This window comes from Vogesella sp. XCS3 (assembly GCF_020616155.1).
GTDB lineage: Bacteria > Pseudomonadota > Gammaproteobacteria > Burkholderiales > Chromobacteriaceae > Vogesella.
In genome coordinates this window covers 3422314-3443502 of record NZ_CP085530.1, presented here as the reverse complement: position 1 = coordinate 3443502, position 21189 = coordinate 3422314, and the positions used below count along the sequence as shown (strand labels likewise).

General features: G+C 55.7%; 21 protein-coding genes and 1 tRNA gene. 16 read left to right on the top strand and 6 right to left on the bottom strand.

Annotated features, from left to right (window positions below; genetic code table 11):
* Positions 1-52: 52 nt before the first annotated feature.
* From gmk to LCH97_RS18905, 11 genes are all read left to right on the top strand, one after another.
* Positions 53-679 (top strand): guanylate kinase, encoded by a 627-nt coding sequence (gmk, locus tag LCH97_RS16435; protein WP_227302588.1) that lies wholly within the window; start codon positions 53-55, stop codon positions 677-679.
* Between the two features lie 63 nt (positions 680-742).
* Positions 743-949 carry a DNA-directed RNA polymerase subunit omega gene (gene rpoZ, locus LCH97_RS16430; RefSeq protein ID WP_017509856.1) on the top strand — a complete coding sequence of 69 codons (207 nt, stop codon included), beginning with the start codon at positions 743-745 and terminating at the stop codon, positions 947-949.
* Between the two features lie 8 nt (positions 950-957).
* A complete protein-coding gene (locus tag LCH97_RS16425; protein ID WP_227302587.1) occupies positions 958-3111 on the top strand; it encodes a bifunctional (p)ppGpp synthetase/guanosine-3',5'-bis(diphosphate) 3'-pyrophosphohydrolase in 2154 nt (717 codons plus the stop codon).
* Between the two features lie 4 nt (positions 3112-3115).
* Positions 3116-3322, top strand: a complete 207-nt coding sequence (gene thiS / locus LCH97_RS16420) for a sulfur carrier protein ThiS (protein ID WP_147696089.1) — start codon at positions 3116-3118, stop codon at positions 3320-3322.
* Between the two features lie 19 nt (positions 3323-3341).
* Positions 3342-4136 carry a thiazole synthase gene (locus tag LCH97_RS16415; protein WP_227302586.1) on the top strand — a complete coding sequence of 265 codons (795 nt, stop codon included), beginning with the start codon at positions 3342-3344 and terminating at the stop codon, positions 4134-4136.
* Between the two features lie 127 nt (positions 4137-4263).
* Positions 4264-4476 (top strand): 30S ribosomal protein S21, encoded by a 213-nt coding sequence (gene rpsU, locus LCH97_RS16410; RefSeq protein WP_026108126.1) that lies wholly within the window; start codon positions 4264-4266, stop codon positions 4474-4476.
* A 111-nt stretch (positions 4477-4587) separates the two neighbouring features.
* Entirely contained in the window at positions 4588-5034 is a 447-nt protein-coding gene (locus tag LCH97_RS16405) for a GatB/YqeY domain-containing protein (RefSeq protein WP_017509861.1), read from the top strand.
* 9 nt (positions 5035-5043) lie between these two features.
* Positions 5044-6825 carry a DNA primase gene (dnaG, locus tag LCH97_RS16400; protein WP_227302585.1) on the top strand — a complete coding sequence of 594 codons (1782 nt, stop codon included), beginning with the start codon at positions 5044-5046 and terminating at the stop codon, positions 6823-6825.
* Between the two features lie 68 nt (positions 6826-6893).
* Positions 6894-8822 (top strand): RNA polymerase sigma factor RpoD, encoded by a 1929-nt coding sequence (gene rpoD / locus LCH97_RS16395; protein WP_017509863.1) that lies wholly within the window; start codon positions 6894-6896, stop codon positions 8820-8822.
* A 31-nt stretch (positions 8823-8853) separates the two neighbouring features.
* Positions 8854-8932: transfer RNA gene (locus LCH97_RS16390), tRNA-Ile, on the top strand.
* 297 nt (positions 8933-9229) lie between these two features.
* Complete coding sequence (locus LCH97_RS18905) at positions 9230-9424, top strand: transposase (protein WP_227302584.1); 195 nt, start codon at positions 9230-9232, stop codon at positions 9422-9424.
* Between the two features lie 1174 nt (positions 9425-10598).
* On the opposite strand, the gene LCH97_RS16380 is transcribed toward LCH97_RS18905, so the two are convergent.
* The 6 genes from LCH97_RS16380 to LCH97_RS16355 all read right to left on the bottom strand — a co-directional run bounded on the left by LCH97_RS16380 (position 10599) and on the right by LCH97_RS16355 (position 17270).
* Positions 10599-11531, bottom strand: a complete 933-nt coding sequence (locus tag LCH97_RS16380) for an IS5 family transposase (RefSeq protein WP_227301451.1) — start codon at positions 11529-11531, stop codon at positions 10599-10601.
* The gene (locus LCH97_RS16375) at positions 11528-12718 is read right to left on the bottom strand and encodes a ThiF family adenylyltransferase (protein ID WP_227302583.1); all 1191 of its coding nucleotides are present in this window, start codon (positions 12716-12718) and stop codon (positions 11528-11530) included. The genes LCH97_RS16380 and LCH97_RS16375 overlap by 4 nt, the downstream gene beginning before the upstream one ends.
* Complete coding sequence (locus tag LCH97_RS16370; protein ID WP_227302582.1) at positions 12718-14223, bottom strand: adenylate/guanylate cyclase domain-containing protein; 1506 nt, start codon at positions 14221-14223, stop codon at positions 12718-12720. Before LCH97_RS16370 ends, LCH97_RS16375 begins: the two co-directional genes overlap by 1 nt.
* Positions 14224-15212: 989 nt before the next feature.
* A complete protein-coding gene (locus tag LCH97_RS16365; protein ID WP_227302581.1) occupies positions 15213-15908 on the bottom strand; it encodes an adenylate/guanylate cyclase domain-containing protein in 696 nt (231 codons plus the stop codon).
* Positions 15909-15917: 9 nt separating this feature from the next.
* Positions 15918-16430: a Pycsar system effector family protein gene (locus LCH97_RS16360; protein ID WP_227302580.1), complete on the bottom strand. Its 513-nt coding sequence runs from the start codon at positions 16428-16430 to the stop codon at positions 15918-15920.
* 225 nt (positions 16431-16655) lie between these two features.
* The gene (locus LCH97_RS16355) at positions 16656-17270 is read right to left on the bottom strand and encodes a tyrosine-type recombinase/integrase (RefSeq protein WP_227302579.1); all 615 of its coding nucleotides are present in this window, start codon (positions 17268-17270) and stop codon (positions 16656-16658) included.
* A gap of 352 nt (positions 17271-17622) precedes the next feature.
* On the opposite strand from LCH97_RS16355, the gene modA reads away from it, so the two are divergent.
* The 5 genes from modA to LCH97_RS16330 are packed head-to-tail and all read left to right on the top strand — an operon-like array spanning position 17623 to position 21188.
* Positions 17623-18372, top strand: a complete 750-nt coding sequence (gene modA, locus LCH97_RS16350) for a molybdate ABC transporter substrate-binding protein (RefSeq protein ID WP_227302578.1) — start codon at positions 17623-17625, stop codon at positions 18370-18372.
* Positions 18373-18391: 19 nt separating this feature from the next.
* Complete coding sequence (gene modB / locus LCH97_RS16345) at positions 18392-19063, top strand: molybdate ABC transporter permease subunit (RefSeq protein ID WP_227302577.1); 672 nt, start codon at positions 18392-18394, stop codon at positions 19061-19063.
* Positions 19064-19075: 12 nt separating this feature from the next.
* The gene (locus tag LCH97_RS16340; protein ID WP_227302576.1) at positions 19076-19807 is read left to right on the top strand and encodes an ABC transporter ATP-binding protein; all 732 of its coding nucleotides are present in this window, start codon (positions 19076-19078) and stop codon (positions 19805-19807) included.
* Complete coding sequence (locus LCH97_RS16335) at positions 19783-20355, top strand: nitrogen fixation protein NifQ (protein WP_227302575.1); 573 nt, start codon at positions 19783-19785, stop codon at positions 20353-20355. Before LCH97_RS16340 ends, LCH97_RS16335 begins: the two co-directional genes overlap by 25 nt.
* A 20-nt stretch (positions 20356-20375) precedes the next feature.
* The gene (locus LCH97_RS16330) at positions 20376-21188 is read left to right on the top strand and encodes a TOBE domain-containing protein (RefSeq protein WP_227302574.1); all 813 of its coding nucleotides are present in this window, start codon (positions 20376-20378) and stop codon (positions 21186-21188) included.
* The last annotated feature ends 1 nt before the right edge of the window (position 21189 follow it).

Sequence of the window (21189 nt, the reverse complement as noted above, 5' to 3'; positions counted from 1 at the left end):
AGCGCCTTGTGGTATCCTGAAATATTGCTCAAGTTCGTTAGGAAGCGCTTACATGACGTCAGCCCAAGGCTCGATTTTTATCGTGGTGGCCCCTTCTGGCGCCGGTAAAACCTCGCTGGTGGCCGCACTATTGCAGGCTGAACCCGGCGTAGAGCTGTCGGTTTCCTATACAACCCGTGCCCCGCGCCAAGGCGAAATCGACGGCAAGAACTACCATTTTGTCGACCGTGCCGCTTTTGAAGGCATGATCGCCGCCGGCGACTTCCTGGAATACGCCGAGGTCTACGGCAACTACTACGGCACCAGCGCACGCTGGCTGCGCGAAAGGTTGGCCGCAGGCCACGACATCCTGCTGGAAATCGACTGGCAGGGCGCACGCCAGGTGCGCAAGGTCTTTGGCGACGCCGTGGCCGTGTTCATCCTGCCGCCGTCACTGCCGGTGCTGGAGGCCCGCCTGCGTGGCCGCGCCACCGATAGCGAAGACGTGATCCAGCGCCGTCTGTCCGAGGCACGCATGGAAATCGACCAGGTTGCCGAATACGACTACCTGATCGTAAACGATGATTTCGACCAGGCCCGCCTGGACCTGATCAGCGTGATCCGCAGCCAGCGCCTGCAGGCTGCCCGCCAGCTACAGCGCCATGCCGACGCGATTGCCGGCATGCAAACGCCGCGCTAGGGCTTTATCCCGATCGCACAATCCCTTATCTTTTTGCTTCACCCTTTGTGAAAGAGACATACCATGGCCCGTATTACCGTTGACGATTGCCTCGACCGCATCCACAACCGCTTCGACCTGACCCTGGCAGCAGCCTACCGTGCCCGTCAGGTAGCCTCCGGTGCCACCGCTTTTGTAGAGCAAGGCCGTAACAAGCCTACCGTTGTTGCCCTGCGCGAAATCGCCGGTGGCCACGTTGGCCGCGAAATCCTGACCCGCCACAAAGGCTGATTCTGCCGATGACCGCGGATAACGCCTCCCCAATCGACTACAACGCCCTCGTTGACGCCGAGGCCGAGGCGTTATTCCTGGCCGCGTCGCGCTACCTGAAGCCCGAAGACGTGCAGCTGCTGCGCCAGGCTTTCATCACGGCACGCGACGCGCACGAAGGCCAGACCCGCAAAAGCGGTGAACCCTACATCACCCATCCGCTAGCGGTAGCGAGCATGCTGACCGACTGGCGGCTGGATGCCCAAGGGTTGGCCGCAGCGCTGATGCACGACGTACTGGAAGACACCGGGGTCACCAAGCCCACGCTGTCCGACCAGTTTGGCCGCACCATCGCCGACCTGGTCGATGGCCTGTCCAAGCTGGAAAAACTGGAATACCAGACCAAGGAAACCGCGCAAGCGGAAAACTTCCGCAAGATGGTGCTCGCGATGGCGCGCGACATCCGCGTGATCATCGTGAAGCTGGCCGACCGCCTGCACAATATGCGCACGCTGGACGCCATGCGCGAAGACAAGCGCCAGCGCATTGCGCTGGAAACGCTGGAAATCTACGCCCCCATCGCCAACCGCATCGGCCTGAACAAGGTCTACCGCGAGCTGCAGGACCTGGCGTTCATGCACCTGCACCCGCACCGCTACCACGTGCTGTCCAAAGCCGTGCGCGCCGCGCGCGGCAACCGGCGCGAGGTGGTGGACAAGATCCTGAAAGCGGTGAGCCAGAAGCTGGTGGAGGCCAATATCGAGGCCACCATCAAGGGCCGCGAGAAAAACCTGTACAGCATCTACAAGAAAATGCAGGAAAAAAGCCTGTCGTTTTCCGAAGTGCTGGATATCTACGGCTTTCGCATCATCGTGAAAGACAACCCCGGCTGCTACCTGGCGCTGGGCGCGCTGCACAGCCTGTACAAGCCGATTCCGGGCAAGTTCAAGGACTACATCGCCATCCCCAAGGGCAACGGCTACCAGAGCCTGCACACCACCCTGTTCGGCCCCTACGGCACACCGGTGGAAATGCAGATCCGTACCCGCGAAATGAACGCGGTAGCGGAAGCCGGCATTGCCTCGCACTGGATGTACAAATCCGGCCACGCCAGCATTGATGCCGCCAAGCAGCGCACGCACCAGTGGCTGCAAAGCCTGCTGGACATGCAGGCCGAGAGCGACGACGCCGTCGAGTTCCTGGAACACATCAAGATCGACCTGTTCCCCGACGAGGTGTACGTGTTTACACCGAAGGGCAAGATCATCGTGCTGCCGCATGGCTCCACCCCGGTGGATTTTGCCTACGCGGTACACACCGACGTGGGGCACCGCTGTATCGCCGCCCGCGTGAACCACAACCTGGTGCCGCTGCGCAGCGTGCTGCGTAACGGTGACACCGTGGACATCATTACCTCCACGCAAACCAAGCCCAACCCGTCGTGGCTGAATTTCGTACAAAGTGGCCGCGCACGCTCCGGCATCCGCAATTACCTGAAGTCGCTCCAGGCACAAGACGCCATCCAGCTGGGGCAAAAACTGCTGCGCCAGGCCGCCAGCGCGCTGTCGGCCTTCGAGCCGGACATCACGCCAGAGCTGGAAGATGCACTACTGGCGCGCCTGGGCGAACGCAACCGCCGCTTCAGCGATGTGCTGGCCGACATCGGTACCGGCAAACAGCTGGCCGCCGTGGTGGCGCGCAAGCTGCTGGAGCTATCCGGCCAGCAAGCGCAACAGGCCGCGCTGGGCCCGATTGCCATCCGCGGCAACGAAGGCGCAGCCATCCACCTGTCCAGCTGCTGCAACCCGATACCGGGCGACCAGATTGTCGGCATCGCCAAGAAAGACCAGGGCCTGCTGATTCACCGCGGCAGCTGCCATAACGTACAGCGCGTGGAAACGGAAAAGCTGCTGGAAGTACGCTGGGAAACGGTAAAAGACCGCATGTTCGGGGTCAACATCAGCATTCTGGCGTTTAACCAGCGCGGTGCGCTGGCCGACATTGCCGCCGCCATCTCGCACGCCTCGGCCAATATCGAAACCGTCGACACGCAAGACAACCACAGCCAGGACGGCTACATCCATATTCACTTCCGCCTGCAGGTAGACAATCTGCAGCATCTGGAAAAAGTGCTGGCACAGGTCCAGCAAGTGGAAGTCGTCCAGCGCGCAGAAAGACGCTAGCACCATGCCATGCATCCGCATTAACGGTGAAGACCGCACGCTCTCCGGGCACGTAGACAGCCTGGCCGCCCTGATTGCCGAGCTGGGCCTCACCGGCAAACGCATTGCCATCGAGCGCAATGGCGAAATCGTACCGCGTAGCCAGCATGCCAACACCCCGCTCGCAGAGGGTGATGCGCTGGAAATCGTCGTCGCCGTGGGCGGCGGTTAACTTTAGCAAGGGACCAAGCGTGCAAGACCCATTGATCATCGCCGGAAAATCCTACCAATCGCGCCTGCTGGTTGGCACCGGCAAATACCGCGACTTCCAGCAAACCGCCGACGCGCTGGACGCCTCCGGCTGCGAGATTGTCACCGTGGCCATTCGCCGCGTGAACCTGGGGCAAAACCCTAACGAGCCGAATTTGCTGGACTTTTTGCCAAAAAACCGGTATACACTGCTGCCCAACACGGCAGGCTGCTATACCGCAGACGACGCCGTGCGGACCTTGCGCCTCGCGCGTGAGCTGCTGGACGACCATCGCCTGGTGAAGCTGGAAGTACTGGGCGACCCGCATACCTTGTACCCCAACGTACGCGACACACTCAAAGCCGCCGAAACCCTGGTGAGGGAAGGCTTCGACGTGATGGTTTACACCTCGGATGACCCCATCGTCGCCAAAGAGCTGGAACAGATAGGCTGCTGCGCCATCATGCCGCTGGCCAGCCTGATCGGCTCGGGCATGGGCATACTGAACCCGTGGAACCTGCAGCTCATTATCGAGCAATCGAATGTCCCCGTGCTGGTTGACGCCGGCGTGGGTACCGCCTCGGACGCAACCATCGGCATGGAGCTGGGTTGCCACGGGGTACTGATGAATACCGCCATTGCCGCCGCACAAGACCCTGTGCGTATGGCACTGGCCATGAAACTGGGCGTCCAGGCCGGTCGCGAAGCGTACCTGGCCGGGCGTATGCCTAAACGCTTTTATTCGGCGACACCGAGTTCGCCACGTGAGGGGGTGATTTCTTCCCGTTCGGGATGATGCGCAGTGCACACTAATACCCGTTGCCACGCATCTGGCTTTTACAAAAGCTACAACGTTGTTTAGAATACTCATTTTCCTCGAGGCAGAAATGCCTCAAGCCAAAAGATTTAAGGACCTCAGCTAAATGCCGACTATCCGCGTTAAAGAGAACGAACCGTTTGAAGTTGCTATGCGTCGCTTCAAGCGCGCTATCGAAAAAACCGGTCTGCTGACCGAACTGCGCGCACGCGAATTCTACGAGAAGCCAACCGCTGAACGTAAGCGTAAAAAAGCTGCTGCCGTGAAACGCCACTACAAGCGTATCCGCAGCCAAATGCTGCCACCGAAGCTGTTCTAAGCTTTACGGTAGCAAGCACAAGACCGCAGGCCCGCCCTGCGGTTTTGCCATTTATGCGCTGGCTGCAGCCCTGCTGCGGCCAACCTTACCCCACCACGCACGGATCCCATCATGAGCCTGAAAGCCCGCATCTCCGAAGACATGAAAACCGCGATGAAAGCTCGCGAAACCGACCGTCTGGCAGCCATTCGCCTGCTGATGGCGGCCATCAAGCAAAAAGAAGTGGACGAGCGCGTGGAGCTGGACGACGCCGGCATCACTGCCGTGGTGGACAAAATGCTGAAACAGCGCCGTGACTCCATCACCCAGTACGAAGCCGCCCAGCGCCAGGACCTGGCCGATAAAGAAAAAGCCGAAATGGCAGTGCTGACCGCCTACCTGCCACAACAGCTGACTGCCGAAGAAATCGACGTGATGATCGACGGCGCCATCGCCGCCAGCGGCGCTGCCGGCATGCAGGACATGGGCAAAGTCATGGCCCTGCTGAAACCGCACATGGCCGGCCGTGCCGACATGGGCGCCGTGTCTGCCCGCATCAAAGCCAAGCTGGCCGGCTAAGCCCGCCGGATGATCCCGCAGGACTTCATCGATCAGCTCCTGTCCCGCGTCGACATTGTCGACGTGGTGGATCGCTACGTCCCATTGAAAAAGGCAGGCCAGAACTACATGGCCTGCTGCCCGTTCCACAAAGAAAAATCCCCGTCTTTCACTGTTAGCCCCACCAAGCAGTTCTACCATTGCTTTGGCTGCGGCGCGCATGGCTCCGCCATCGGCTTCGTGATGGAATACCAGGGGCTGCCCTTTGTGGACGCCGTCAAAAGCCTGGCCGAAGGCATAGGCCTGCAAGTACCGCAAGAACGTGCGGCCAACCCTGAAGCCAGCCGTGCCGCGCGCGAAAAACAGCTGTCGCTGGAAAGCGCCCTCAGCCAGGCCGCTGCTTACTACAAGCAGCAGCTCAAAAGTGCCGTTAACGCCATCAGCTACCTGAAAGGCCGCGGCCTCACCGGCGAAATTGCCGCTCGCTTCGGCCTGGGCTACGCCCCCGGCGACTGGCAAAACCTGCAAGCCGTCTTCAGCGAGTACCTGAACCCCGCCCTGCTGGAATCCGGCCTGGTGATCGAGGCCGAAGATACCGGCCGCCGCTACGACCGCTTCCGCGACCGCGTGATGTTCCCCATCCGCAACCAGCGTGGTGCCATCATCGGCTTTGGCGGCCGCGTGCTGGGCAAAGGCGAGCCCAAATACCTGAACTCGCCGGAAACCCCGCTGTTCGAAAAGGGCCGCGAGCTGTACGGCCTGTACGAAGCCCGCCAGGCCATTCGCCACGCCAACGCCGTACTGGTGGTAGAAGGCTATATGGACGTGGTCGCCCTGGCACAATACGGCGTGGAATACGCCGTGGCCACGCTGGGCACCGCGACCACCGGCGAACACGTACGCAAGCTGCTGCGCCACGCCGACCAGGTGTACTTCTGCTTCGACGGCGACAAAGCTGGCCAGAAAGCCGCCTGGCGCGCGCTGGAAAACAGCCTGCCGCAGCTGGTAGACGGCAAGGCACTGCACTTTCTGTTTCTGCCGCAAGAGCACGACCCGGACAGCTACATCCGCGAACACGGCCGCGAAGCTTTCGAAGCCGCCCTGCGCGAACAAAGCATCCCGCTGTCGGCCTACTTCACGCGCGAGCTGACCGCCAGCGTTGATCTGTCCAGCCCCGAGGGCCGCGCCGAGCTGATCAAGCAAGCCAAACCCTTGCTAGACCAGATAGCCGCCCCCATGTTGGGCTATATCATCAAGAAGCGCCTGGCCGAGCTGGCGCAGATGGAAGTCGACGAGATCGACATGCTGATGGGCCACAGCCGGCCCGAGCGCAAAGGCCGGCGCGAATACCGCCTGCCACGCGAATCCACCCGCCCGGCCAGCACACCCATCATGCGCAAGCAGATACGCGACGTGCTGATGAACCCGGAATGGGCGCTGGCCATACAGATACGCGAAAACGAGATATACGAAGGCGAAATGGCCGCCCTGGTGGCCATCATCGAAAGAGTACAAGCCAGCGAACAGCTACCCAGCTGCGCCGTGCTGGCGGAAGGTTTCCGCCATACCGAGCACGAATCCATCATCGATTCGGTGCTGCAAGACTCACAACTCAGAAGTGAAGAATTCATCAACCCCAACGAGCTGGACCGGGAAAACTTCATACTGGGTTTTGACAAACTCATGGACCGCTACGATGACGAGCTGGTTTCGACACTGTCTAACAAAGGCTACGAGCACCTGTCGCAAGAAGAACTACAGCTTCTGCGCACCCTGCTAGCCCGCCGCATGCGGCCAACCCCAGCCAGCTGACCGAGCCCCGTACACGTAGTTGTGATATAATCAATTGTTTTTTTCGGCTTTTTCGAGCAGGAAACCAAATGGCGGCATCTCCCGACACCAAGAAACAGAACAACGAACCGGCAACCGAGCCAATGAGCCTGGAAGAGCAGCGTAAACGCTTGCGCCAGCTGATTGCTCTGGGCAAGGAACGTGGCTATCTCACGTATGCAGAGATCAACGACCACCTGCCCGAAGACGTCTCCGACGCCGAACAGATCGAAAACATCGTCACCATGATTGGTGGCCTGGGCATCCAGGTTTACGACGAAGCGCCCGATGCTGAAACCCTGCTGATGTCCGACGCCACCCCGGCCGTGGCAGACGAAGACGCAGTAGAAGAAGCCGAAGCCGCCCTGTCCTCGGTCGACTCCGAGTTCGGCCGCACCACCGACCCCGTGCGCATGTACATGCGTGAAATGGGCTCGGTAGAGCTGCTGACCCGCGAAGGCGAAATCGTTATCGCCAAGCGTATCGAAGAAGGCCTGAAGTTCATGATTCAGGCGCTGTCCGCCTGCCCGGGTTCCGTGGCAGAGGTACTGGCGCTGATCAGCCGTGTCGAAGCCGGCGAGCTGCGCATCGATGAAGTCATCGATGGCATGATCGACCCCGAAGCCGACACCGCTGTCGCCGTCGAGTTTGCCGAGCCGGTAGAAGTAGACGCCGAGCTGGCCGACGAAGACGAAGAAGAAGACGAAGAAGACGAAGCCGTCGACGAAGCTGCCGTCAGCGAAGCCAATCTGGAAGAGCTGAAGCAAGAAGCCCTGGCCCACTTTGCCCAAGTGCGCGAGCAATACGACGCCCTGCTCAAAGCCCTGGAAAAACACGGCTTCGCCAGCAAACAGTACAACGAAGCCCAAGCTGCCATCACCGAGCTGTTCATGGGCGTGCGCTTCTCCACCCGCCAGATCGAAAGCCTGTGCGAAAGCCTGCGCAGCAGCGTAAACGGCATCCGCAAGCTGGAACGCGAAATCCTGGACATCTGCGTCACACGCGTACGCATGGACCGCCAGTACTTCGTGAAAAACTTCCCCGGCAACGAATGCAAGCTGGAGTGGGTTGAAAAAGAAATCGCCAGTGGCAAAGACTGGTCCGACGTACTGGGCCGCTTCAAATACGCCATTATCGAGAAGCAAACCAAGATCGCCGATATGCAGCAGAAATCCATGCTGAGCATCAACGATCTGAAAGAGATCAACCGCCAGATGTCGTCGGGCGAAACCAAAGCCCGCCTGGCCAAGCGCGAAATGATCGAGGCCAACCTGCGCCTGGTGATCTCCATTGCCAAGAAATACACCAACCGCGGCCTGCAGTTCCTCGACCTGATCCAGGAAGGCAACATCGGCCTGATGAAGGCGGTGGACAAGTTCGAATACCGCCGTGGCTACAAGTTCTCCACCTACGCCACCTGGTGGATTCGCCAGGCCATCACCCGCTCCATTGCAGACCAAGCACGTACCATCCGTATTCCGGTACACATGATCGAAACCATCAACAAGATGAATCGCATCAGCCGCCAGATCCTGCAGGAAACCGGCCGCGAGCCGGACCCGGCCGAGCTGGCCGAAAAAATGGAGATGCCGGAAGACAAGATCCGCAAGATCATGAAGATTTCCAAAGAGCCTATCTCGATGGAAACCCCGATCGGCGACGACGACGACAGCCACCTGGGCGACTTCATCGAAGATTCGGTGACCGTAGCTCCGGCCGAAGCCGCCATGTACGCCAGCCTGCGCGACGCAACCAAAGAAGTACTGGACTCGCTCACCCCGCGCGAAGCCAAGGTACTGCGCATGCGTTTCGGTATCGACATGAACACCGACCACACGCTGGAAGAAGTAGGCAAACAGTTTGACGTAACGCGCGAGCGTATCCGCCAGATCGAAGCCAAGGCCCTGCGCAAGCTGCGCCACCCTACCCGCTCCGAGCGCCTGCGCAGCTTCCTGGACAACGAACCGGGTAACCAATAAGCAAATTATTTGCTATAATTGACCCCCTTTAGGGCCTCTAGCTCATGCCTGGTTAGAGCAGCGGACTCATAATCCGTTGGTGCCGGGTTCGACTCCCGGGGGGCCCACCAAAGAAAACAAGGACTTGCAGCACATGCTGCAGGTCCTTTTTCTTTGCACAAAAAACTTGTAGGGCTATTGTAGGGGTTGGCTATCCTTAACAAAGGTAATGATCTCATCACCTTGAACGACCTGCACCGTACTTGGGCCGACAAAGCTAGTAGAGCCACCTGGTTTGGTCATTGGCTACAAAGCACCTACGAGCCACTGATCTGGCACCTGTCGCACAGAGGCCGGTTCAAAATAGCAGAGTCGGCGTAGTAGCATGCGCAGATCAGCCTCTTTGGTCGCTTGAAACGAGTACCAGAGTGGTTCCTGTTGGAAAACAGAATCTCATAGAGAAACAGGTGATCAACGCCTTGAAAGAGCAATGCGCGCATCGGCACCGCTTTGAAAGCTTGGCGCACGCCAGTCGGGTGATTGCAGACTGGATCGGGTTCTACAACTACAGGCGCCCGCACCAGGCTCTGGGGATGAAGACGCCTGCGATAGCGTATCAATAGCCTGACCTGTGCAGAAAGGTCTGGGCCATTACATAACTTCTGCGGTATGGCACAGCTGCGTTTTTGCTGCTGAGTAGCAAAAACGCAGGTGATACTTTGCAAAATGCCACCAACGCCGCTCGGGCACTAAGAATACTTGGCAATAAATCCTGTCAACAACGCGTAGGAAAATCAGAAACAAGCGAGCATGAATAAGATGCAATGCGCACCTAGACACCTTCCAAAGTAGATAGATCCATGTCAAAAACATGCGATATAGACGCTGCGATACATGAGAGCCTCGCTGCACTAGTCAATATCGCAACTCTTATCAGCTTATAATTTGATCACAGCAAGAAGTGTCATGGTAGCCCTTCGACGTTTCGAAAAGCTGCCAGATCTTGGCGGTTGCCACAGATGACGCTTAGGTTCGCGGTTACCACACCTCAACGGTCGACGATGAGCAGTGGCTTGCATTGCATCAGTCGGTGGGGGGGGCGGCCAATTTCCACTCACTGAACCCTGGAAGCGCTTGTGCCATCAACCATATCTCGGCAACAGTCAACCTAGCTCTATTAGAAGGTTGGATCCAAAATACGAGATAAGGCTGGTGCTAGGAGCCTTGAGAGTACCAACTCACGCTGATCATCCTGCTGAAAAAATTTCACTCCAAATGATGTCACACTCACTCAGCATTATGGAGGCCTGGTGAGAGACCTCCATAATGTCAAGCATATAAAACACTCAATGGCCATTTTACGAATGATAGAATGCTAAATCACCCTTTCTATAAGCAACGATAGTTTCGTAGTATTCATCAGGATCAAACGGCTGCTGCGGACGAAGATCCACAACTGAGTCTTCCGCGTAAAATTCAATTCTGCCATTATGCGTTAAATACAACAGAGCACCTTCCAGCTTATTTTTGTTCCTCAGTTTATTTGGACCATGTCGCCTTATTTCATTTTTCTTGAAAAATCTCCGGTCTGATTTTTGTGCAACTTTATCAAACCATGCATCTAGTTCCTGTGCATACCTCTCATATGCAACACCTGTTTCTTTACTTGTGAATACAACTTGAAACTCATTGATATACCATCTAACCAGACTAATAGCATCTACAAGTGTTTCTCTGTCTATCGGCTTTGTTGCACAAATCAGCCGTAGGTCGAACTACCCCAATCCCCAGACGGATTTATCCCATACGGACCGTTTGCGGCGTGCCCAGTGCTGTGAAGCGATTCAGAATCGCTGCACAGATTTGAAGCTCCGCTACTTGCCGGTCAAAGTCCCGTGACTTAACCCGATCTGCCAGCAATTTGAAACAGTGCATCTTCGTTTCGACCAAGCTGCGGCGATGGTAGCCACTCCACTTTTTCCAGAGCGCGCGCCCCAGATACTTCACCGCTCGTAGCGACTCATTGCGAGCCTGATTGCCCCGTAAATTCCCTTTCCAGAATTGGCCATTTCGACGTGGGGGAATGATGGCTGCCGCCCCACGCTCTGCAATCGCTGCGTAACATAGGCGTGTGTCGTACGCCCCATCCGTGGTGACGGTTACCAGTCCCTCTCCCGCCGGAATTTGCGATAGCAGCTCTGGCAGCATCGTGGCATCTCCAGTGCGATTGTCGGTCACTTCCATTGCCCGGATTTCCAGCGTTTGCGCATCTATGCCCAGATGCAGCTTGCGCCATTGGCGGCGGTAATCAGCGCCATGCTTTTTCACCTTCCACTCGCCTTCACCCATCATCTTGATGCCGGTGCTATCCACCAAGAGATGCAGACAACCTTGCTTTTTCTGTACCGGGATGCGGACTTGCAGGTCTTTCTGGCGGCGGGAAAGCGTGCTGAAGTCGGGGACGGCCCAGTCAAGGCCAGCCAGGCGCAACATACTTTCGACCATACCTGTGGCTTGCCGTAGCGCCAGGCCAAAGAGGCATTTGATGGTGAGACAGAACTGGATGGCAGCATCAGAAAAAGTTAGCTGCCGTCCCCGCCTGCCGGTAGCCGGTGCCAACCAGTTCATGCCTTTGTCGAGCCAGAGAAGGAGCTGCCCTCGTTGCTTGAGGGACTGGTTGTATGACTGCCAGTTGATGGTTTGGTACTTGGGAGGAAGGGGCTTGCTCATGCGGTCATTCTACCGGACGGACGCAAGCACTGATTTGTGCAACAAAGCCTTGAGGTTTGCCCACCTAACTTCATGCGCAATACTTGAACATCAATACCTGGAGCGATCAGCTCTAACCGTTTTTTTATTGCTTCGGCTTTATGCGCACCGACTGAATTCCAATCTAAATCATGCCTTACCAAGTTACCATCAGTCATTAAGTCATCATCAATGACCAGAAATTTCCGAGCCCCAGCACGCGCAATGCTCGCGGCAATCTTACTCCCCATGGAGCCAGCGCCGATCAGTCCAATACGTTTTGAAGCAAGGACCGCATTTGATGGAGATAGCCGTGCCGCGTACTCCTGCTTAAGTATCCCGACCTTCGAAACGGTGTCTTTTTTGGCATCCAGGTAATGACAATAGACTTCCTCAGGACGAGCGAGAAACAGCACCATATCTTCCGTCAACGGCTCAACGGAGAACTGCGACCATAGTTCGGTAGCAGTGAGTTTATCAGGCCGTTTTGCAAGGCTCGCATTGGCATCGTCAGTGGCAAGGGGAAGCGCATAACCATTAGTAAAGGCACGCCCCCTAAATGCAGCGGGGACACTAGGGTCCGCCCACTCTGTTCCATCGGCCAGCATAAGGGTGGCCGGAGTATAAATCACTGCACTCTCGCTGAAGGAGATAGCAAGGCGACATCTACATCCTGCAGGCTGCTCCATCAGCTTATTCAGGAAGGCAGGCATAACTACCAAACGCTGGAATTGCCAGAGCATTTGCTGCCCTTCGCTCAACACATGAGAGCTAGGTGCAGTCCGCCGATACCCCTTCCCGTCGGAGGCGCACTCGGTCAACAGCAGCGAACGTGCACTACGGACCATGTCAGCGCCAGTGTAGAGGGGGCTCCAATTGTCTGAACGGATCTGCAAGCACAGTTCGCCTCCGACACCCCATTGATGCCCCGACCAAATCTCTCCTTCTCTGCGAGGTACTATCTGTGGAGGTGCCCAGGGAAATACATGCGGATAGGAGAGCCAAGCTTCGTATACTTTTTCGCCCACACGAAAATCGAGTTTAACTCGTAACGTGCCGCTCTCCCGTTCGACCTGCCACTCTGCCTGGTCTATCCAGCCCTCGTAACTCAATACCTTAAGAGCCGCCATCTCGGTATCAAGTCTCTCAAGGTTACTGACGAACCACATCAGGCAAAGCCCGGCGGAATTTTAGACGGAGATGCTGCTTGCGAGGGGAAACTAAACCCTGCGGTCGCGGTGCTTGCCACAGCGGTCGCAACAGTAGCAGGGCGGAGCAAATTGCCCTCTGCACGTGCGGTCGATGCCTTTGTCTTTTTCTCAAGACTGAGGGTGGCTTCATCATAGTCAAAACCCGACCTGATTCTTTCCTCACCAAACAGCTCTTTGAAAGTATCCGGGGCTGACTTGTTAAGTTCCGGCCCGATAGCAGTTTCAGACCCATCGCAACGAAGCTGCTCTTCTTCAGAGCTAAGGACCGACCTGCTAATACAGCAGCGGATCATCTCTCCTTTAATGCCAAGCCTTGTTACAACTAAAAATCCATGCTCCAAGCCGATTGCCAATCCAAGATTCCCGGCATCGACGCCTTCTTCCGTAAGGGTCTCCATGGCCAACTCGAAACTGCTGCGCATGGCCGCCGCACAAAGCATGGCGTTCTTCGCAGTCTCATCGTCATCTGTTGTATGCGCGGTTCCCTCAACCAGGATTCCGTGTACACAATCACCGATAAAACGGATCTTGAGACCTGCAAAGTCGTTATACAGAACCGAGTCTAGCTCCGCTCTCAGCACATGAAGTGTCCTGACGACATCCTTCGCCGATTCGTCATCTTCAATACGTTCAGCAACGTACTTTGTAAAGCCATCAATATCCGCGTAAATGGAGGTAGCTTCCTGGCGACGAGAGTTCTTGGGTGACAGCAAGTCAAGATCAAGGCTACCGAAAGGTGGGGTATGGCGAGTGAAATCGAAAGAGCCGATCGGATTCTTGTCCAAATCAGCCTCCCAATCCGCAATCACATCATCTACTGTGATTCCGAGGTTAGCCTTGTCCTGCGACTCTTCCACCTGCTTGTCAGAAAGCTTGGTAGCTTTCTCATCCTTGACGGATGCCCACTCCACAGTACTGCGCGCAAAGTTGGTCATGTAGATTCCGGTAGCGGTCCCACCACCAGAAAGCTTCGCTGCCAGATTCGCGGGTTCACCCAAGAACAACGGCTCCCTACTACCACGTCGGCCATTCGTAACTGCCAAGGCTTTGCCAGAGTCAATGCCCACACGTACTTGCGCGGCAGGCAAAGGATCATCGCTATCTTCACCGGTGCGCGCCAAAACATCACAGATCAGCTTTGCAGTAGCTACAGCCTTATGAATACGTGCGACTTCATCTCCATAGGGTTTGGCGAAGACCGCATGCAAGCGCTGATTGTGGAAGTCAACCTGGATGGCTTCAACATCAAGAAGAATATTGCGTACCGCCCGGTAGTGCAGGTTCAAAAAGCGCAAGGTTCGCCGGTGAGCTCGCACTCCACCGGAGTCCAGCATTTCATCGATATTCAGAATGTCGATGTAGAGATGAACGCCATCCACCCGGTAAGCTGTCCCAGTTGGAAGCCCCGTCAGGTCGGTTTCACGCACGTATTCTTTGATAGTGACTTCCTCGACCTCAGCCATCCGAGTGTCGATGCGCCGCTCAGCTTCATTCCTGTCCCATTTCCGACTTGCCATTTCACCCCCTCTGGTAGCGCATCGCTACAGCCAAACACACATATTCAATCGTTCTAGCACTGAGCCATTTATACAATATATACACAAAAATTAACAAAACACAACCATATGTTGTGCAAACCGCAGCATGATGATCTCGCATTCATGCAATTTGCATATTGGCAACACAGCTGAAATCAAGCTTTTGATTGATCCCGTCTCTGAAATGGGCGTGTCCAGATTTCTTTCTAACCAGACCGTTACAAATCACATCTCAGGTCGATAGCTACAACCGACACTCTACCGGCACTCCCACTAGGCCGACTTCACCTCAGCTCAAGTAGATCGTAGCGCTCTTATGCACCCTCATCTCCTAGTCATACATAGCCACTATGCCATTTGCATGCGCATCAGCGCACTACTGGGAGAGGTAATCGCTGCGCATGAGGGGAAATACCAAGGCAGTATCTATAAACAGTCCCGACCGGCGACATCGCACCATTTTGCGTCGGTAGATGGTTTCTCGAACTTCACCACAAGACTGGCCAGGTGAAAGGCCCCAGCTCACTAGACATGCTTGAGTCGCTCTGGAGGGACGCTATTTGATAAGTAGCTGACAGAAGATCATCATTCTCAAATGGCCACCTTGGTCGACCTACAGCTTCCCGTGAGGGATCGGCGGCAGATCGTCGGCCGAAGCGATCTTTCCACAGGGAGGTGCATAATGACTTGTTTGCACGGGATTCCGTACATGTCCGATCGACAAGTAGCGGAACAGCAAGTGGGTATGACGCTATTCAACTGCTTTACCGTCATTGCCTACCCGAAGATCATGGCGTTAGCGGCGATAGGCTAAATCCACTTTGATAAGTATGCCCCTCGTCCTGTGCAACGTTATGCAACGGTGAAAGCTGTTTGAGCTCGTTCCAACGAGGAGCGGGAAAGACCCGCAGTTATCAAACGCTGTATAGCCAATCGGAACAGTAGATGTCCAGGTTGTTCATAGCAGACCAGGAACGTCTCTCCCACATAGCTTTCCTGTCGCTTGAGTACTTCACATCTTCGTTCATCGCCTCATAAACTGCCTTGGTAATCCAAAGTGATTTCCCTGGCAGAGTCGTGAGCTTAGCTGCGTAGTTTGCTGCCCGACCGATCCAAACAAGGTCGTTGTACCCACGCACCCCGATTCGGGCAGCTCGAAGCTGGCTAGTGTCCACACCGACGACATGGTTCAATTCAAAAATCTTGTTGGGATACTGCGCTCTAATCGCCGGACGAATAATTTTGACCACAGCATGGTTGATCTTCATCGCTGCACGTACTGCACTAGTATTCTTTATGTTACCAGTGAACACCGCCATGATGCGGTCACCATCATAGGCAGTGACAATACCACCCTCTGCAGCAATGATACGGGCGGCGCACCGCAGATAAGCTTTATACACTTCTGCGCTGAAATGCCAATCATGATTGTCTACCATGCTCGTCGAGCCGTTAAGATCCGCGTATAGCACAGTTGCTCTCTCAAGATCTTTGGCATGGTTGTACAGTCGAAGTTGATCTGGATCGGGCACGCCTTGAGTTTTCTCTACGGTCCATGGCTCTTTGAATATCTGACTCACCTCAGAGTACAAGTCATCCTTGAGCGCCATCCTCTCCCCTTAAAACTTGACCAGTAGACCGATCGCAGCAATCCACGGGACAACCGCGAAGAACGACCAGACCATACTTCTTCTCACCCATACATACTTGTCTCGCGCTATCTGTGCGTTCCGGTGAATCTGCTCAGTCCAGTCTGTAAGTAGCTGTTCGTCGGTTGCATCCTTAAACTCTGCGCAGTAGCTCGTCACGTTTTGAGCTGCGATTGGGCCAAAAAAGAGTAGCGAGTTCTTTGGACCATTGGTTCTAGGGAGAACTGCCATGGCAGCACAGAGCAATCCAAGCACCACAGCTCCAGAAGCAGTAAGTATGAAATGATAAGCCCAAGCGGTTCTCGCGACACTTTCTGACGTACCAAAGGCGGCGGCAAGCCCGCCCAATAGCGCAGTATCTATCGTCACAATCACACTGACTTTGATCTCGGCTGCTGCAATCCACGCCAAGTGACGCTCAAGAACCCATTGGGCAGTAGTGATTCGTTGCTGGATGTTGGGTCTGATTTTTTCGTCGGTCATTGCATCCCCTGAATGCTTTCTTTTACATGACATAAGGGCACAATTGCCAAATGCAAGGGGTACGGAAAGAAGCATATCTAAGGTATGAATCGCCCTGCTTTCCTAGATACTTCGCCGGGTTGCCTCACGAAAGAAGCCATCCGAGCTTTGCCATGTGGACTTCCGCTTTGGCCGATTAGGGTACTGTTGGCAGCGACCGTTCGCTGCCAACTTCCTTGTGGTTAACTAGATTTCAATCTGCTCTGAAATTTCCAAAGCATCATCGACCTCGATACCCAGATACCGAACGGTGCTCTCCAGCTTGGTGTGACCAAGTAAGATTTGTACAGCACGCAGATTTTTGGTCTTTTTGTAGATCAGTGTTGCCTTGGTCCGACGTAATGAGTGTGTGCCATAGATGGATGAGTCCAGACCTGCTGTCGAGACCCACCTATGCACAATCCGTGCATATTGGCGAGTCGATAGGTGTGGAGAGTCTGCTAACCGACTAGGAAACAGATACTGATCGCTTCGCAAGTGTGCTTTCTCTAGCCATGCATACACCGCCAGTCTTGTTGGCTCTGTCAGTTCAAACTGCACCGGCCGTTGAGTCTTGCGTTGAATGACAATCGCACGGGGCAGAATCTGGGTTCCATGTGTCACATCACGTACCCGTAAACTTACAAGATCACATCCACGAAGTTTGCTATCGATGGCCAAGTTGAACATTGCTAGGTCACGTACTGCATGCTTGTTCTGCAGATGGATCCGGATAGCCCAGATATCTTTTGGCTTGAGTGGTGGCTTTTGGCCAATCATCTTGCCCTTGTTCCAGGCTTCACGTTTTTGCGCAGTGTCCATGTCAGACTCCTTTTCTGTTAGAAGGAATCTGAGTATTGGCTGTCATGAACTGCATGGCGGGAAGAGCTTGAGTTCGGCCAAAGCGGCCAGTCAGCAAAGTGCTAAGTAACTGCCGGTTTACACAGAAATGCGGACATGCCACGCCCCGATTGGTGGTGGCATTTGAAGCCTCGCTAGACTGCCTGCGACTGCAGGCTGATGGCATCTCCTCCAGCGTATCTGCCGTGGCTGAGCTGGCCACGCTGAATGCCAAGAACTCGCTGTCCCGTGCATGCACTAGGCCGTAAGGAGTATTGAGCAGCGTTATATATCTGGTTATATTGCGATGAAAGTTGACCACCAAGGAGATGTCATGAAGTCCACTTTAAAAGTAATCGCAAGTGCAGCACTACTGATGGTCAGCCACTTTGCTGCCGCAGGCGATGTCACCGTTTCGGCTGCAGCAAGCCTGACTAATGCCTTCAAGGATGTAGCGCAGTCATTCGAGGCGCAGCATCCCGGCACCAAGATTCTTTTGAACTTTGGTGCCTCGGGTGCCCTGCTTCAGCAGATGGCCAAGGGGGCACCGGTGGATGTCTTTGCCTCGGCAGATCAGGAAACAATGGACCAAGCCGTTAAACAGGGCTTGATCGTTGCAAACAGTCGGCATGACTTTGTGCGCAACTCCTTGGTGCTGACTGTGCCGTCTGACAGCAAGCTGGCCATCAAGAGCCTCAAGGATCTGACCCAGTCAGGTGTGGTCAAGGTCGCCATTGGCAACCCTGCCAGTGTTCCGGTTGGCCGCTATACACAAGCGGCTCTGGAGGCAGCCAAACTCTGGCCGGCAATCAGTGCCAAGGCCATCAATACCCAGAACGTGCGTCAGTCTCTGGACTACGTAGCACGTGGCGAGGTCGAGGCTGGCTTCGTGTACGCTACCGACGCGGCGGTGATGCCGGACAAGGTGAAAGTGGCTTTTACCGTACCGCTCAACGAGGTGATCAGTTACCCGATCGCGGCGAGCACCAGCAGCAATGCCAAGGAAGCCAAGAGCTTCATCGACTATGTACTGTCTCCTGCCGGGCAGACCATTCTTGGCAAGTACGGTTTCTTGAAGCCCTGACTTAGAGAGTAGCCCACGCATGGAATCGGTATGGGTCGCCTTGGCCTTGTCGTTGAAAGTGGCCGGGCTGGCCACTGCCGCCACAACTGTACTGGGTGTGGCGGCAGGGTTTGTCTTGGCCAGGGGCAAGTTCCCCGGGCGTAATGTGCTGGATACCCTGCTGACCTTGCCCATGGTGCTTCCTCCTACCGTACTGGGGTACTACCTGCTGGTTCTGCTGGGGCGACGCAGCCCTTTTGGCGCATGGTTGCTCGATGTGTTCGGCATTAACCTGATCTTCACTTGGCAAGGCGCTGTCATCGCCGCTTCGACGGTTGCCTTTCCCTTGGTGTTCAAGCCGGCACGGGCGGCTTTCGAGTCTGTGGATGGACAGCTGGAGCAAGCCGCTAAGGTACTGGGGATCAGCAATATCGCCGTCTTTTTTCGGGTGACTCTGCCATTGGCATGGCGTGGCATCCTGGCCGGGGTACTGCTCGCCTTTGCCAGGGCGCTGGGCGAGTTTGGCGCCACGCTCATGGTGGCCGGCAGTATTCCTGGCAAGACGCAAACCCTGTCCGTAGCAGTCTACGAAGCGGTGCAGGCCGGGCAAGATGATCTGGCCAACATGCTTGTGTACATCATCTCTGCCGTTTGCATAGCAGTACTATTGACTGCGGGCTATCTTGCGCCTGGGCGCATTGTTCGGCGTTGAGTGAGGCAGACAATGCAGCTTGATATCGATATCTACAAAACCTTACGTGCTGGCAAACGTAGTTTCACACTGAACGTGCAGCTACAGTCTAGCCGCCAGCGCAACGTGATTTATGGACCGTCCGGTGCCGGGAAGAGCCTGACCTTGAAGGCTATTGCCGGGCTACTCACACCGGAACGTGGCCATATCCGGCTCAATGGCCACACAGTTTTTGACCGTGAGGCCGGTGTGGACCTGGTGCCGCAAGCGCGTCGGGTTGGCTACCTGTTCCAGGACTACGCGCTCTTCCCCCACCTCAACGTGCGTCAGAACATTGCATTCGGTCTGAGTCACCGCTGGTTTAATCCGCGAGTGCGGGAGCGGCATGACAAGGTGGAGTACTGGATTCGCACCTTTGGCCTTGAGGCAATGGCGCACCAGTTGCCGGATGACCTGTCCGGTGGACAGCGGCAGCGTGTCGCCTTGGCCAGAGCAATTGTTGCCGAACCACAGGCGCTGCTACTGGATGAACCATTCGCGGCACTCGATCCCTCACTACGCGACACCATGCGCCGGGAGCTAAGTGACTTACAGCAGTTGCTGCAAATCCCCATGGTGCTGATTACCCATGATCCGCAGGACGTACAAACCTTTGGTGACCATATTGTCGAGCTGCGTGACGGCGAGCTGGATCACCAGGTACAGGCGTCTTGTCTCCAGAAAGCCTGCGAGGCTCCTGCATGCAAAGACACATCCATTCGCTAAGTAATTACCCTGTGCCAGAAGATCGCATCGCACAGCTGTTGCGGCGCAGTCTGGCAGCCGTGTTGCGTGGTGCTCAAGACGGTAATCTGCCGCTGTTTACCTGGACGCTGGGACTATCCCAGGAACAGCTGCTTGGCATGCTTGCCGAGATATTTCCCGAGCTGGCAAGCGGCCTTGAGCCGCTGCCGGATACGCAGTACGCTCATTTTCTGCTGACCACACCGGTCGATTTTACTGACCTGGTCAATATGCTCTGCACCCAACGCTCCGTGTCAACTGATAGCAAGCTCGGAGAATGGTTGGCGCGAGTCATTGCTGCCGCAAGCTTTGGTAATCGCCACTTGTGGCAAGACATGGGGCTGAGTGGCCGGGAGGAGGTGGATGAGTTGCTGGCCACGTGTTTCTTGCCGTTGTATCAAGGTAATGCGGCCAACTTGAAGTGGAAGCGTTTCCTGTTCTCCGAGCTAGGTAAGTCAAAAGGCCTAGTTGCACTACGCCCTCCGGGGTGCCAGCACTGTGACCATTTCCTGATATGCTTCCCGAATTGACCACGCGCAGAGGCGAAAGTATGGACGCTACTGATAAGTCAATCCAATTGCAGGGCTCGCTATGGATGACCGTTGATGGTCAGAATTTCGGCGGTACCGACCGGATAACCCTGCTAGCCAAAATTGCCGAGTGCGGCTCCATTACACAGGCCGCCAAGGCGGCACGGATGAGCTACAAAACCGCCTGGGATGCCATCGACACGATGAACAACCTGGCTGGTGAGCCATTGGTGGAAAGGCTCACCGGCGGCAAGGGCGGGGGAGGAACTCGGCTGACACAACGCGGAGTGCAATTGGTGGCGAACTTCCAGTCCATCCTGCGTGAACATCAAACTTTTGTTAGTCAGTTGGCGCAGCAGGCAGAGGGCCTGGCCGATGACTACTTGTTAATCAGGAGAATGGCAATGAAAACCAGTGCACGTAATCAGTTCCTCGGCAAAGTGACTTCGGTCAAAGTTGGCGCGGTGAATGATGAGATCGAACTTCAAACTGCCAGTGGCCAAGCCATCGTCGCCATTGTTACGCATGAAAGCACCGAGAGTCTGGGGCTGAAACCGGGTGCGGAGGCTTTCGCGCTGATCAAGTCTTCTTCCATTATCGTCGTTACCGACGAGGAAGGTGCACGCTTTTCCGCCCGCAACAAATTGAGCGGCGTTATCGCTCGGGTACAGCCAGGTGCCGTCAATACGGAGATTGTTATTGATTTGCCTGGTGGCGGAAGTGTCGCAGCTATTGTGACCAATGACAGCTGCAATAGCCTAGAGTTAGCCGCTGGTAAAACTGCCTCGGCCATTTTCAAGGCATCGAGCGTGGTAATCGCTGTACCAGCTTAAG

What these genes read in the sequence shown, in the direction of transcription:
- LCH97_RS16330 (WP_227302574.1), top strand. Translation starts at nt 20,376, where the DNA reads ATGGACGCTACTGATAAGTCAATCCAATTGCAGGGCTCGCTATGGATG.
- modB (WP_227302577.1), top strand. Translation starts at nt 18,392, where the DNA reads ATGGAATCGGTATGGGTCGCCTTGGCCTTGTCGTTGAAAGTGGCCGGG.
- LCH97_RS16370 (WP_227302582.1), bottom strand. Translation starts at nt 14,223, where the DNA reads ATGGCTGAGGTCGAGGAAGTCACTATCAAAGAATACGTGCGTGAAACC.
- modA (WP_227302578.1), top strand. Translation starts at nt 17,623, where the DNA reads ATGAAGTCCACTTTAAAAGTAATCGCAAGTGCAGCACTACTGATGGTC.
- LCH97_RS16360 (WP_227302580.1), bottom strand. Translation starts at nt 16,430, where the DNA reads ATGACCGACGAAAAAATCAGACCCAACATCCAGCAACGAATCACTACT.
- LCH97_RS16375 (WP_227302583.1), bottom strand. Translation starts at nt 12,718, where the DNA reads ATGTGGTTCGTCAGTAACCTTGAGAGACTTGATACCGAGATGGCGGCT.
- LCH97_RS16365 (WP_227302581.1), bottom strand. Translation starts at nt 15,908, where the DNA reads ATGGCGCTCAAGGATGACTTGTACTCTGAGGTGAGTCAGATATTCAAA.
- rpsU (WP_026108126.1), top strand. Translation starts at nt 4,264, where the DNA reads ATGCCGACTATCCGCGTTAAAGAGAACGAACCGTTTGAAGTTGCTATG.
- LCH97_RS16425 (WP_227302587.1), top strand. Translation starts at nt 958, where the DNA reads ATGACCGCGGATAACGCCTCCCCAATCGACTACAACGCCCTCGTTGAC.
- rpoD (WP_017509863.1), top strand. Translation starts at nt 6,894, where the DNA reads ATGGCGGCATCTCCCGACACCAAGAAACAGAACAACGAACCGGCAACC.
- LCH97_RS16405 (WP_017509861.1), top strand. Translation starts at nt 4,588, where the DNA reads ATGAGCCTGAAAGCCCGCATCTCCGAAGACATGAAAACCGCGATGAAA.
- LCH97_RS16380 (WP_227301451.1), bottom strand. Translation starts at nt 11,531, where the DNA reads ATGAGCAAGCCCCTTCCTCCCAAGTACCAAACCATCAACTGGCAGTCA.
- rpoZ (WP_017509856.1), top strand. Translation starts at nt 743, where the DNA reads ATGGCCCGTATTACCGTTGACGATTGCCTCGACCGCATCCACAACCGC.
- LCH97_RS16335 (WP_227302575.1), top strand. Translation starts at nt 19,783, where the DNA reads ATGCAAAGACACATCCATTCGCTAAGTAATTACCCTGTGCCAGAAGAT.
- gmk (WP_227302588.1), top strand. Translation starts at nt 53, where the DNA reads ATGACGTCAGCCCAAGGCTCGATTTTTATCGTGGTGGCCCCTTCTGGC.
- LCH97_RS16355 (WP_227302579.1), bottom strand. Translation starts at nt 17,270, where the DNA reads ATGGACACTGCGCAAAAACGTGAAGCCTGGAACAAGGGCAAGATGATT.
- LCH97_RS16340 (WP_227302576.1), top strand. Translation starts at nt 19,076, where the DNA reads ATGCAGCTTGATATCGATATCTACAAAACCTTACGTGCTGGCAAACGT.
- dnaG (WP_227302585.1), top strand. Translation starts at nt 5,044, where the DNA reads ATGATCCCGCAGGACTTCATCGATCAGCTCCTGTCCCGCGTCGACATT.
- thiS (WP_147696089.1), top strand. Translation starts at nt 3,116, where the DNA reads ATGCCATGCATCCGCATTAACGGTGAAGACCGCACGCTCTCCGGGCAC.